Origin of the sequence: Lapidilactobacillus bayanensis, from assembly GCF_003946695.1 — a bacterium.
In the GTDB taxonomy this organism is placed as follows: domain Bacteria; phylum Bacillota; class Bacilli; order Lactobacillales; family Lactobacillaceae; genus Lapidilactobacillus; species Lapidilactobacillus bayanensis.
The window spans coordinates 13589-26169 of record NZ_RHOX01000015.1 but is presented as its reverse complement, the minus strand read 5'-3'; the positions used below and the strand labels follow the sequence as shown (position 1 = coordinate 26169).

The window sequence follows — 12581 nt, the reverse complement described above, 5'->3', positions numbered from 1 at the left end:
TGGGCCCCCTCGGAGTCGAACCGAGATTTCAAGAACCGGAATCTTACGTGCGATCCATTACACTAAGGGCCCATAACACTAAATATTCTACTCAATTATTGAGTGAATAGCAAGCTTAATCAAAATTTCAATTCTGTTTTCACGAAGAAGGCGATCTTGAAAATATTTTTCTTGTAAGTTGTATAATCTAGTGATATATTATGTTCAAGGTTGATTTCGCGCTTTTATCAAGGGTTTCCTTTGCTAAAAGTATCGATTAAGATCTTACTAATGTAGTTTCTCGCCGTTGTCAAAACCGAGGGGCTACATTTTTTTGTCTTTTCAGAAGAGTACGGATGATTGTCAACGCTTAGTTCTGGGCGAAAAAAGAAGTCGGACCGGGCTAGATTGAGCCGATGATTAATTCAGCTACTTTGTTTAACAAAATTTTTAAGTTAAGTAGAATGGTGTTATTCAGGTATTTAAACTCGAGCTTTCGTGTGATGATTACATAAATAAGTAAGCCAATAAAAAAGGAATCTGAAATGGAAATCCCAGATTCCTCAAAAGAACTTAAATTAATCTTCAGTGCCGAGTAAATACTTCGAGCAAAGTGCTGCAAGGACAGCGCCAATTTCTGGTGCGAGAATGTAGAGCCAGATATGCTTCAATGCTGAACCACCGGCAAAGATTGCTGGCCCAAATGAACGAGCAGGATTTAATGAAGCACCAGTTAAGTTCAATGCAAAGATAATTAGAAGTGCTAATGTCAAACCGATGACAACACCGGCGCGTGCAGCATCGCCATGATCTTTACTGGTTACATTAAGGATAACCAGTAAGAATAAGAAGGTCGCTAAAACCTCAACGAGAAAAGCAACGCCAGTAGAAATCTTCGTAAAGTCTGTTTGACCTAATTGATTAGTTGGTAAGCTTAAAGCACCGACGAAAATCTTCACAAATAACGAGGCAACGGTTGCACCAAGCACTTGAGAAATGATGTAGGCAACAGCTTCTGTTGCAGAAATACGACGATTAATCAACATTGCAGTGGTAACTGCAGGGTTGAAATGACCACCTGAAATTCCTCCAAAAGCATAAGCAGAAACGGTAATTGCTAAACCGAATGATAAAGCAATTGTCAAAACGTTGCCCTTTGCGATGACGACTGAGCTTGTCCCGATGAAAACAAGCATAAATGTACCTAAAAATTCGGAAATATATTTGCGCATAAGATGAGTTCAACCTCCCAAAAAATTTGAATGCCATATGACACTTATTATTATCAGTCAAAACGAGAATTAAGTAAAGTTAAATACTATCTTAAAAAGTTATCCTAACCATTTAAATAAAGTAATAATTATGCCATGATAATAAGTGACGGCTAGTTCTAGCAAGCATTTCTGTGTTAAAATAAATCAGTTGCCTTCCAAAAAAAATCATCGTTTTCTGGAATTAGTTTTTTGATTGTTTTCTGAAAAATAAAAAATAATTGAGTTTTCGCAAATTTTAAATCGAGGTAAGTTAATTGACCAATCATATTGCATTATATCAGCCACTGATGCCGGCAAATACTGGTAATATTGCACGAACTTGCGCAGCAACGGACACCATTCTACATTTAATTCGGCCATTAGGGTTTCAAACCGATGACAAACATTTAAAGCGTGCTGGTTTGGATTATTGGGATAATGTTGAGATTGTTTATCATGACGATTTGGCAGATTTCTTAAATTCAATTCCTGATGACAAATATTTGTATCTGATTTCTAAATTCTCTGAAAAAGTTTATAGCGATGTAGATTTCAGTGATATTAAGGTGGACCATTACTTCTTGTTTGGTAAAGAAACGACTGGTTTACCAGAAGACTTTATGCGTAAGAATACAGAGAAGTGCTTACGAATTCCGATGACGGATAAAGTTCGTGCCTTAAATCTGTCAAATACGGCGGCATTAGTCATCTATGAAGCATTACGGCAACAACAATTTGCCGGACTGGAATTAACGCATCATTACGAACACGACAAGCTCAAATAAGGTTGTCTAGTAATGGTCTTGTCTGCTGTGATTGCGTACGAAAGGTGGGGTGAAATAAATTATGGCTACAGCCAAAAAGAAACAACGAAAAAAAACGACAAAATCAACTAGAAGTAAAAAAACAACAGTACAACGTCGTCGAAATCATTCAGCAAAACAAAATAATTATCGTCTCAACATAACTGGTCTTATCTTTGCGCTAATCGCAATTTTAGCAATTTTTCGCTGGGGCTTCTTAGGCAACCTATTTGCTAACTGTTTTCGACTTTTTGTTGGTGATACGTATATTGTAGCAGCGACAATTTTCGGCATGCTAGGATTATACTTGCTGACAATCGGTCATTGGCCCCACGATTTGCCGTTTAAACGGTTAGCGGGTATGTTTTTAGTTTATCTCAGTACGTTATTGTTGAATACGGAAATCTTTTTTGCTCATCTTGATGTGCATCGTCAATTCACTCAAATTCTATGGGCGTCACTTAAAGCAGATTTTCGACGCGGCAAGGTAACCGAAACTGTTGCTGGTGGGATGATTGGCGGTTATTTATATCGAGCCACTTATTTCCTATTAAGTAATTGGGGCACAATCCTAATTGCAATTTTGAGTTTAATCATCGGTATTTTAATGTTCACCATGATTCCGTTTCACGATATTACGCAAGCAATTCAGACATTGTTTAAAAAGACGAGTGGTTTGTTGCACTCACTTGGTCATAAGGCAAAGACATTCCAAGCAAGCTTTTTTGAAGATCAAGAAGATCAAGAAGATCAAGATGATGTTGCAGATAATGACACGCCATCAACTGCGTCAACTGACGATGATGTTTTCTCAGTGAGTGGTGCGCAGTCTAATCATAAAAGTCAGTCTTCAATTGATAATGTGATGCGAGATCAGAAGTTAGCAGCAACCGCGCAACCAGTGTCTGCGGCTACTAAAAGTAACGCGACAACTCATGAACCGAAAGAAACTGCTGAGGGTCTACCTAAGCCTCACGATGGTTTCGATGTTCACTTCTCACCAACTGGGGCTGCTGTTACTGAAGCAACCACGGGTAATCAACAATCTGTTACGACGAAAAACACGACAAAAGCGCCAGTTGTCAAAAAGATTGATCCACAGACTGGTGAAATTCTAGCGGCTGATCCGCAACTGATTCCTGAACACGATGATTATAGTAATTATCAATTACCAACGTCAGATTTACTGAGTATGATTCCACCAACCGATCAAAGTAGTGAAGTTGCCTTAATTCAAAAGAATCGCGCAACTTTGGAGCAAACTTTTAAAAGCTTTGGTGTTGATGTTAAAGTGATTCATGCTGATTTAGGACCAACCGTTACCAAATATGAAGTTAAGCCAGGGTTAGGGGTTAAAGTTAACAAGATTGTTAATTTGGCTGATGATTTAGCGTTAGCTTTGGCTGCTAAAGATATTCGGATTGAAGCACCAATTCCTGGCAAGCCTTATGTGGGTATTGAAGTGCCTAATCGGACGATTGCCACAGTTTCTTTCCGCGAGGTGATTGAGAAACAACCGATGCATCCGGGCAAAATCTTGGAAGTACCACTTGGTAAATCAGTTACTGGTGAAGTCATTACCGCAAACTTAACGAAGATGCCCCATTTATTAATTGCGGGTTCGACTGGTAGTGGTAAATCAGTAATGATTAATGTCATTATCACCAGCATCTTGATGCGGGCACGTCCTGATGAAGTTAAGTTAATGTTGATTGACCCTAAGATGGTGGAGTTGTCGGTTTACAATGATATCCCGCACTTGTTACTGCCAGTTGTCACGAATCCTAAAAAAGCAGCTAATGCTTTGAATAAGGCCGTTAGTGAGATGGAAGATCGTTATCAGCGTTTCGAAGCTGCTGGTGTACGTGATATTGATGAGTATAATAACTTAGTCCGTGAGAACAATGCCGATAAGACTAAGCCAGTGATGGAAGAAATGCCATTTATGGTAATCGTGATTGACGAGTTAGCCGATTTGATGATGGCTGCTGGCAATGAAGTGGAAACGGCCATCGTACGCTTAGCTCAAAAAGCTCGGGCAGCGGGTGTGCATTTAATTATCGCTACACAGCGGCCTTCAGTTGATGTCATTACCGGCTTGATTAAGGCGAATATTCCTTCACGCATTGCATTTGCCGTTTCTAGTGGGATTGATTCACGGACAATCTTGGATGCCAACGGGGCTGAAAAATTGCTAGGTCGTGGTGACATGATGTTCTCGCCAGTTGGGCTCTCTAAACCAATTCGAATTCAAGGGGCTTACATTTCTGGTCGTGATGTGCAAAAGATTATTGACTTTGTTAAAGATCAACAGACAGCTAACTACGATCAAGATTTGATTGCGCACGTTAATGATGTGACTGAGGATGATCATCAACAAGAACACGATGAACATTTCCAAGAAGCTGTTGAGTATGTTATTCAAGAGAAAAAAGCAAGCACCTCAATGATTCAGCGTCGATTCCGCATTGGTTATAATCGTGCGGCATTAATTATTGATGATATGGAACAGGTTGGTGTTGTTGGCGCTTCTGAAGGTAGTAAAGGTCGCAAAGTTTTATGGGGAACTGCCAATTATCAACAATATTTTGGCTTAAGTAATCCTGAAACACCTAGTTCAAATGAATATTTATCATAAAAATGAGGATTAAGTTTTGCAAAAACAACTAAAATCTGGCGTTAAGCTTAATATCAATCGAACGGATCGCTGGCAAACAAATGTGATCACTTGTCATTTCATTGGTCCAGCGACGAATGTCAGTCAAACCGCCTTAACGTTGTTGACACGAGTTTTAGGTCATGGCTGCCAAGCTTATCCACAAAATGATCAATTAAACTTAGCTTTAGCGCAACTTTATGGCGCCAACTTACAGGTTGAACATCAACTGTTAGGCAATTGGCATGATTTGTATTTTGAGATCAGTTATGTTGATCCTGATGGTCATGGTGCGATTGGTCAGCAAGCTTTACAATTATTAAAACAACTCATCTTTGAGCCACTTTTTAAAGTGGCTCATTTTGGCGTTCAGGCGTTTGAAATTGAGTATCAATCGTTAAAAAACGAATTAACAGATTTACAAAATGATCACGATTTTCAAGCTTTCGCCTTAACCAAAGCGGCTTTTTTTGAACAAAGTTACGCACAACAACCAACTATTGGTTCCTTAGAGGAGTTAGCTGTGCTAGATTATCAACAACTTGCTGACCTTTATCAACAATTATGTGCAACTTGGCGTGTGGAAATCGTGGCTTCAGGTCAGTTCTTGCCCAATGAAACGGTCCTAAGTGATTGGCCGTTTGTGCAGCGGGCGATTCAGTTGCCAGACGTGGCAGTATCTAAACAAGTCGTACCAGTTCAAGAAATTACCCGAGAAGTCGTTGGTCAACAAACGCATTTAGTGTTGGCTTATCAAATTCCTAATTTGGCGCATGGCGCTAATCATCAGCGTGACGTGTTGCGAGTGTTAACAGCTTATTTAGGCGGCGATGAACAATCGTTATTATTCAGACAGGTCCGTGAAAAGTTGGGGCTGGCTTATGATATTAGTACTCATGAGGATTTGTTGTTGGGATGGTTAGTTGTGGAAGCCGGTGTTGATGTTCAACAGACTGCTGCAGCAATAACGGCGATTAAAGCGGTTATTAATACAGCGGTTGACCAAATTGATCAAGTGTTATTAACGACTGAAGTTAATAATCTGTTAAATCAACAGTTGCGTTCGATGGATAATATTCGTTTCTTACAGTCACGAGTTTTTCGTGATGTGATTTTTCAAGAGTGGGCACGCGATTTTGAACAAATAACTGCTTCAATGACTCAAGTGACAGCGCCCGAAGTGCAACAAATGGCAGCACAGTTACAGTTGCGAGTGCTGACAGTTGTTAGGAATAGGCAGGCGGTGCAGTGATGGAAGAATTTAGTTTGTGCAACGGGTTAACTGTTCAGTTAATTGATAAACCCGGTTTTAAGAAGCAATTTGCGGCCGTGATGGTTGATTTTGGTGGTGTTGACCAGCAATATCGCCGTAACGGTCAAGTGCAACCATTACCTGCAGGAATTGCTCATTTTATTGAGCACCAACTGTTTAACAAAGTTGCTGGCGATATCAGTCAACAATTTGCTCAAAATGGTGCTGAAACAAACGCATTTACTAGTCCGTCAAAAACAGCATACTTTTTTAATAGTACAGGTCAACTAACCGCTAATCTTGATTTGTTGGCACAATTGGTCGGGCAACCATATTTTCAAGCAGAGAGTGTGACACGTGAACGCCAGATTATTGCTCAAGAATTAAGTTTGTATCAGGATCAACCAGATTTTCAATTAGAAACGGGTTTGTTAAAGCGGTTATATGGTGCGTGGCATCCGCTAGCTGAGGATATTGCTGGCACGCCAGAATCTTTGCAGGCAATTGATCCAGAAGTGTTGTATGCCGCTTACCAGGCCTATTATCGGCCCACTAACATGAGATTATGTGTCGTTGCCGATTTAGCCAATCAGCAATTAGTTCAGTATTTCCAGCAAGAATCGAATTTGTGGTGTCAGCTGGCCGCCAAAGAAGATTTTGCGACTAGTTTTACGACGATTGCGGCAGAACCTAGTCAGAATCATGATCAAGCTATTTCCGTGCCTACGTTAACTAACAATAAATGGTCACTAGGTTTAATCTCACCAACGCCAGCTGAACCAGCGGCACGAATTTTATTACAACTGGATTTAGATTTAGTATTAACGACGTTGTTCGGTGAAACTTCGCCAATTTTTCAAGCTTGGCGGCATCAAGGTCTGATTGATGATAGCTTTCAATATCAGGTAACTTTAGAACGTCAATACAGTCATGTGGTGTTCACTGCCAATACGGATGATGGCGAGCAGTTGACCACCAACATTGAAGCACTTCTAAAAGAATTAAATGACAAGTACTTTAAGAATTTTACAGCGGTCCAACAACTAATGGTTGGTAATAGTCTCTTTGCCGAGGATGATTTAGGCGGCGTGTGTTTAGAAAATCTAGAATTAGGCTTTTATGATTGTGACTGGCAAACTTTTGGTCAACTATTGCGTCAACGAACGCTGACAGAAAGTTTGATCAATGTTGCAACGTTTTTAAAAAGCGGTGAATTCCGGTCTTATTCATTGTTAGGAGGTCAATTAGCATGACTGAATTTAAGCGGGCGTTAGTATTTGGCGCATCAGGAAATATTGGGCAAGCGATTTGTCAATCATTAGCGGAATCAGGTTGGTCTTTGATGATGCAATATCATCGGCACCAAGCAGTTGTTGAGCAGTGCATTGTTGAATTGCAACAAGAATTTCCCCAACAGGAGTTCCAAAGTCTGCCTTTGGATTTTTGTCAAACTAATCTGGACTATCAGGCAATTTTAACTGGTTGTGGTGACTATCAGGCTTTGATTTTTGCACAAGGTACGACAGATTATCAGTTATTTGTCGAAACCAGTGATGCACAAATTCAAACCTTATTTCAGCAGCAGTTATTTACGCCGATGGGTTTAATAAAGGCCGCTCAAGAACGATTACAACAACATCAACACGGTCGTATTATCTTTATTGGCTCGATTTACGGCGGTGTCGGCAGTGCAATGGAAGTGGCCTATAGTTCGGTGAAGGGGGCGCAAAGCAGCTTTGCTAACGCTTATGCCCGTGAAGTAGCGGCCAATGGTTTAACGGTTAATGTCGTAGCACCCGGAGCAGTTAATACGCAAATGAACGCCGACTTTTCTGAAGATCAGTTAGCTGACTTGGCTGCAGAAATTCCTGTTGGCCGAATGGCGCGTCCGCAGGAGATTGCCGTTTGGGTGAACAACTTATTAGCACCAGAGGCTGATTATTTAACTGGTCAAACAATTTATGTTGACGGTGGCTGGTTGAAGTAGCAACATGCACTGACGCATGACGCTTCTTGGTATGCGCCGAATCCAGAATAATAAGACAATCTTAATTGGTCCGCCTTGGTGGATATGATATAATTAAGAACGATAATAGCTGGTGGTGAAATTTAGCATGGATGAAGTAGGTAAGAGATTACGCAGTGCCCGAATTGAGAAAGGGTACACATTAGATGATCTTCAACAAATCACAAAGATTCAGAAACGTTATTTACTTGCACTAGAACAAGGTAAGTTTGCTGAACTTCCTGGTGAATTTTATGTGCGCGGATTTATTAAACAATATGCAGCAACGGTCGGTCTAGATAGCGAACAAATGGTTCAAGATTATGAAGACCAAACACCGGTGACGCGTCCTCGAGATTATGAACAAGTTGCAGAGAACAATAAACGGACAACTGGTCGCAGTAATAATTCTGTAGGCAAGCGAATTCGCAATAATTTAGGTAAAATCATTATTGGCTTGGTTGCTTTAGTGATCATTGCTAGTCTATATTTCTATGTTTCGCGTTTGTCTAACCAACCTAAGACACAAATACCTGATCAAAGTTCTCAAGCCGTTTCTTCGAAGAAGTCTGCAACTGATTCGAGTTCCAAAGAGAGCTCAGCGACAAGTGCTAGCTCAAAGTCAAGTTCAAAGAAGCAAGAATTATCGATCAAACAAGATGCTACTGATGCTAAGACGTTTAATGTTAAACATTTACCTTCAGGTAGTAACAAACTTGTTGTGGAAGCAACTAGACGTGCGTGGGTAATGGTCACTGTTACTGGTGGTACGGGCAGTACTTGGCAGGCAGTTTTGGCAGCAGGTGAGTCGCATGATGTCGTTATTCCAGATGGTGTCACATCAATTGCCATTCGTTTAGGCAATGCAGCGGCAACATCGATGAAGATCAACGATAAAGATGTGCCGATCTCAGCAGATGCCACATCCGTTCAGAATTACACATTGAACTTCGAATCAGATAATTAGAGGTTAAGCCAGAATGAAAATGAATTTACCGAATAAATTGACAGTTTTTCGTATTATTTTAATTCCCGTTTTCATGTTGTTACTTGCCATTAATTGGCAATGGGGACAACTTGGTATTGGCGGCGCGGATATTCCCGTACAACAATTTGTTGCGGCGATTGTCTTCATTGTTGCTTCTCTAACCGATCTGCTTGATGGTAAGTTGGCGCGACGTGATCATTTAGTTACGAACTTTGGTAAGTTTGCTGATCCGCTAGCTGACAAGATGTTAGTCATGACTGCTTTTATTTTCTTAGTGTCGTTAGGTAAGGTACCGGCTTGGGTGGCTGCAATTATCGTGTGCCGTGAATTAGCAGTGACAGGCTTGCGCTTATTGATCGTCGAACAAAACGGTCAAGTAATGGCCGCGGCAATGCCTGGCAAAATTAAAACAACCACACAAATGTTGGCCATTATTTTCTTGTTGTTAAATAATATTTTCTTTGCAGCAATTTCGCTACCTTTTGGTGAAATTATGTTATACATCTGCTTATTCTTTACAGTTTATTCAGGTGCTGATTACTTCATCAAAGGCCGCGATGTTTTTAAAGATACGAATGAGTGATTTGAATACTAAGAAGAGAGAGCTAAATTCAATTTTTGGATTTAGCTCTCTCTTCTTAGTATTCCTTGTTTTGTGAAATTAATTATCATAAACTCATTGGAGGCTTGAAAGACGTTCATTTCGATCAGAATGTTCTCTATGTTAAACACCATATCACCTTGTTAAACATTATCGTTGATCTGCTAGAGAAAAATATCAGTGTCAGGCAAAGTGAGGATGCACAGATTTTTCTTGTTGCCACCAAGATGACTGATGAAGTTTTATATCGAAAAGATATTATATTTATGCGTGGTCTGGGAATTAACTTTGAGGAGACAGACATTACTTTAAATCACAAGAAGAAGGCAACATAGTTAAGACATTAAAATTTAGGCTTAAATCTTATGGCAAAACAAAGGAGCAGAGATTTTTATCTTGGCTCCTTTGTTATTTGATATTGCCCGTTTTTGTAATCACTTCGAATAATTTGAAACAGTCAGTGCGAGCTTTTATGGTAGTTTTGCCGTACAATTAAAACGTTGCAGTAATTCGAAAATTTCTTAAAAAATCTATCACCTTTTCGGGTAATTAAACTATGGAGGGTAATCAATGAATGCAGAAATTATTGCTGTGGGAACGGAAATGTTACTTGGCGAAATTGTAAATACAAATGCGCAATATGTTGCAAAATTATTGGCACGTTACGGTGTCCCTTCATATTATCAAACAGTTGTCGGTGACAATCCGAAACGTTTGGCAAGTACCATTGAATTGGCAGAAACACGTAGTCATCTTATTTTTCTAATTGGTGGATTGGGACCAACACCGGACGATCTAACGAAGCAAACGTTAGCACAACATCTGGGAATTTCGTTAAAAACGGACGCTAATGCATTAGCAAAATTAACGGCTTGGCAGCAACAAACCCAAAAGAAAATGCCCGCCAATAATTTGGCCCAAGCTTATTATCTTGATGGTGGTGAACCATTGAAGAATCAAACGGGCTTAGCCGTTGGTAGTTATCTTAGTAAGGATGATCATGATTATTTTGTGTTGCCTGGACCGCCACGAGAAATGTTGCCAATGGTTGATCATGAAGTTGAACCACGTTTGGCTCGGTTAGCTGGTAGGCAACAGATTTTTATGTCGCGGATGTTGCGGTTCTTTGGTAGTGGTGAAAGCTCTATTGCTGATTGTTTGGCCGATTTAATTGACCAACAGCGAAATCCGACGATTGCCACGTATATTAAAGATTACGAAGTAGGCGTCCGCCTAACTGCACGAGCCGATTCTGAAGAAGCGGCGATGCAGTTGCTGACGCCGCTAATTACAGAGGTAAAAAATCGCCTGAGTGAGTATTATGTCGGTGCGGGTGAAGATCGTCGTGTGAGTGATGAAGTTGTTCGTTTATTAAAAGAAAAACAGCTGACGGTCACTGCTGCAGAGAGCTTGACGGCGGGATTATTTCAGGCAACGTTAGCTTCAATCTCTGGCGCTTCAGAAGTTTTTCCAGGTGGTTTTGTCACTTATGCTAATGGGGTGAAAGAACAGTTACTCGGGATTAAATCCGCAACGATTGAAGACAACGGTGTGGTAAGTGCCAAAGTTGCCGAGGAGATGGCCGAACTTTCAGAACGCAAATTATCTACGGATTTTGGGTTAGGCTTTACTGGTGTTGCCGGCCCAGATGAATTAGAAGGTAAACCAGTAGGTACTGTTTTTATTGCCTTAGCGATGCGAGATCGACCAACAATTGTCGCGGAGTATCACTTTGCTGGTGAGCGCAATGAAATTCGCGGTCGTTCTGTTGAAGCAGGTTTAAAGATGCTTTATGATCAACTAAATAATAAATAGAACATTTGTTCGTTTATTGCTTGCCTTTTAGGAAAAATATCGGTAAAATTAGTTGTGAATTAATTACGGGAATAATCGATTTGTTAACAATAATTAAAGGCTCTGATTAGTTAACCATCATCATAACTGTTAAAGGAGATTAGTATGGCTAAAGATGAACGTCAAGCAGCTTTAGACGCTGCACTTAAAAAGATTGAAAAGAATTATGGTAAGGGTGCCATTATGCGCATGGGCGATAAAGTCGATACGCAAATTGAAACAATTTCGACCGGGTCATTAGCTTTGGATAACGCACTTGGTGTTGGCGGATATCCGCGTGGCCGAATTGTCGAAGTTTATGGTCCTGAAAGTTCAGGTAAAACAACCGTTGCGTTGCATGCGGTTGCTGAAGTACAACGCAATGGCGGAACGGCTGCCTATATTGATGCAGAAAATGCCATGGATCCAGCGTATGCTACCGCTTTAGGCGTTAATATCGATGACTTGTTGCTTTCACAGCCAGATACAGGTGAACAGGGTTTGGAAATTGCTGATGCCTTAGTAACCAGTGGTGCCGTTGATATTATTGTGATTGACTCTGTCGCCGCATTGGTACCTCGTGCCGAAATTGAAGGCGAAATGGGTGATGCACATGTGGGTTTGCAAGCACGTTTAATGTCGCAGGCACTACGTAAACTTTCTGGTAAGATTAATAAGACTAAAACAATTGCTATTTTTATTAATCAGATTCGTGAGAAAGTCGGCATCATGTTTGGTAATCCAGAGACAACTCCGGGTGGTCGTGCGTTGAAATTCTATGCAACGATTCGTCTAGAAGTTCGGCGTGCTGAACAGATTAAAGAAGGTACCGATATTATTGGTAACCGCGTTAAAATCAAAGTCGTTAAAAATAAAGTTGCGCCACCATTTAAACTGGCAATTGTCGATATCATGTACGGTCATGGTATTTCCCAGACCGGTGAATTGATTGATATGGCCGCTGACAAGGAAATTGTTAAGAAGAGTGGTTCATGGTACTCTTATAACGACGAACATATCGGTCAAGGCCGTGAAAATGCTAAACAGTATTTGGTTGATCATCCTGATACTGAAGCTGAGATTCGACAAAAGGTCCGCGTTGCCTATGAGATGGACGGTCCAGCAGCGACTGCTGAAGAAACAGAAGCTGACAAAAAGGTTGAAGAGACAGATTTGCTGTCAGAATAGCACAATCGTTATAACGACGATAT

General features: G+C 40.5%; 11 protein-coding genes. 10 read left to right on the top strand and 1 reads right to left on the bottom strand.

All coding sequences use genetic code 11. The features are described 5' to 3' along the window. Nucleotides 1-557: 557 nt before the first annotated feature. Nucleotides 558-1211, bottom strand: coding sequence for an MIP/aquaporin family protein (locus EKM65_RS06940; protein ID WP_125607005.1), 654 nt, complete (start codon nucleotides 1209-1211; stop codon nucleotides 558-560). 296 nt (nucleotides 1212-1507) lie between these two features. Here EKM65_RS06940 and trmL point away from each other — a divergent pair, with 296 nt between their 5' ends. The 10 genes from trmL (at nucleotide 1508) to recA (ending at nucleotide 12558) form a co-directional block, all read left to right on the top strand. Continuing rightward, a complete protein-coding gene (trmL, locus tag EKM65_RS06935) occupies nucleotides 1508-2017 on the top strand; it encodes a tRNA (uridine(34)/cytosine(34)/5-carboxymethylaminomethyluridine(34)-2'-O)-methyltransferase TrmL (RefSeq protein ID WP_125607003.1) in 510 nt (169 codons plus the stop codon). A gap of 61 nt (nucleotides 2018-2078) precedes the next feature. Next, nucleotides 2079-4673, top strand: coding sequence for a DNA translocase FtsK (locus tag EKM65_RS06930; protein WP_125607001.1), 2595 nt, complete (start codon nucleotides 2079-2081; stop codon nucleotides 4671-4673). A 16-nt stretch (nucleotides 4674-4689) separates the two neighbouring features. Then, entirely contained in the window at nucleotides 4690-5943 is a 1254-nt protein-coding gene (locus tag EKM65_RS06925) for a M16 family metallopeptidase (protein WP_125606999.1), read from the top strand. Continuing rightward, entirely contained in the window at nucleotides 5943-7196 is a 1254-nt protein-coding gene (gene yfmH, locus EKM65_RS06920; protein ID WP_125606997.1) for an EF-P 5-aminopentanol modification-associated protein YfmH, read from the top strand. Before EKM65_RS06925 ends, yfmH begins: the two co-directional genes overlap by 1 nt. After that, nucleotides 7193-7930 carry an elongation factor P 5-aminopentanone reductase gene (ymfI, locus tag EKM65_RS06915; protein WP_125606995.1) on the top strand — a complete coding sequence of 246 codons (738 nt, stop codon included), beginning with the start codon at nucleotides 7193-7195 and terminating at the stop codon, nucleotides 7928-7930. Before yfmH ends, ymfI begins: the two co-directional genes overlap by 4 nt. Nucleotides 7931-8057: 127 nt before the next feature. Next, a complete protein-coding gene (locus EKM65_RS06910; RefSeq protein ID WP_125606993.1) occupies nucleotides 8058-8915 on the top strand; it encodes a helix-turn-helix domain-containing protein in 858 nt (285 codons plus the stop codon). 19 nt (nucleotides 8916-8934) lie between these two features. Beyond that, on the top strand, nucleotides 8935-9519 hold the full coding sequence (pgsA, locus tag EKM65_RS06905) for a CDP-diacylglycerol--glycerol-3-phosphate 3-phosphatidyltransferase (RefSeq protein WP_125607068.1): 585 nt from the start codon (nucleotides 8935-8937) through the stop codon (nucleotides 9517-9519). A gap of 104 nt (nucleotides 9520-9623) precedes the next feature. Beyond that, nucleotides 9624-9872 (top strand): hypothetical protein, encoded by a 249-nt coding sequence (locus EKM65_RS06900; RefSeq protein ID WP_125606991.1) that lies wholly within the window; start codon nucleotides 9624-9626, stop codon nucleotides 9870-9872. Nucleotides 9873-10107: 235 nt separating this feature from the next. Beyond that, on the top strand, nucleotides 10108-11352 hold the full coding sequence (locus tag EKM65_RS06895; RefSeq protein WP_125606989.1) for a competence/damage-inducible protein A: 1245 nt from the start codon (nucleotides 10108-10110) through the stop codon (nucleotides 11350-11352). Between the two features lie 144 nt (nucleotides 11353-11496). Beyond that, nucleotides 11497-12558 carry a recombinase RecA gene (recA, locus tag EKM65_RS06890; protein ID WP_125606987.1) on the top strand — a complete coding sequence of 354 codons (1062 nt, stop codon included), beginning with the start codon at nucleotides 11497-11499 and terminating at the stop codon, nucleotides 12556-12558. The last annotated feature ends 23 nt before the right edge of the window (nucleotides 12559-12581 follow it).